Source organism: Geminicoccus flavidas, assembly GCF_009806515.1.
Classification (GTDB): domain Bacteria; phylum Pseudomonadota; class Alphaproteobacteria; order Geminicoccales; family Geminicoccaceae; genus Geminicoccus; species Geminicoccus flavidus.
The window spans coordinates 1-727 of the sequence record NZ_WUJP01001135.1 but is presented as its reverse complement, the minus strand read 5'-3'; the positions used below and the strand labels follow the sequence as shown (position 1 = coordinate 727).

1 pseudogene is annotated in these 727 nt (G+C 66.6%); it reads left to right on the top strand.

Going from position 1 to position 727, the window contains the following annotated elements:
* Window positions 1-703: pseudogene (locus EQG76_RS31450) on the top strand (transposase); the annotation flags it as partial.
* Window positions 704-727: the final 24 nt, after the last annotated feature.

Genomic DNA, 727 nt, shown 5'->3' with positions numbered 1-727 from the left:
GTCGGCGAAGCTGACAGGGCAGACGGTGTACTGGTGGTTCCGGCGGTTTGTGCGGCTCCTGCTGTTCCGCACCATCCACGATGTGGCGCTGATGCTGGATCGCGACCGAGCCGGGCGGGAAGCGAGCCCGTCCGGCGGCATCCTGGACAGCCAGTCGATCAAGGCGCCGCACGGGGTAACCAGAGGCTACGATGCTGGCAAGAAGGTGCGGGCCGCAAGCGCCACATCGCGGTTGACACCGATGCCGGCTGCTGATGGTCAACCTGACCAGCGCCGACATCGCGGACAGCGCCGGTGCCCAGACGATCCTGGCCGCCATCCGCAAGCGGTGGCCCTGGCTCAAGCACCTGTTCGCCGATGGTGCCGGAGCCTGCCTTCGGGCCGGCGAAGCCGGACCCGGGGGACCGTGGCAAGCTGATGAGCAAGGCGGCCTTCCTCGACTTCGTCATGGAGATCGTCTGGCGCATGGATCACGAGCCAGGCTTCAAGCTCCTCCCCCGCCGCCTCCGCGGTCTGCTGACCGCGGTCCTTTTGGGAAGCGGATCATCCGTCTGCTGACGGATGATGGGTGGTCGAGCGGACCTGCGGCTGGATGGTCTGCTGGCGCCGCCTGGTGCGCCATTACGAGGCCAGGCTCGATGTCTCCGAAGCCTTCATCCACGTCGCCATGGGCAGCTTGCTCCTACGCCGCATCAGCCACTGAGCACATTCTCAAACGGGCTCTGAG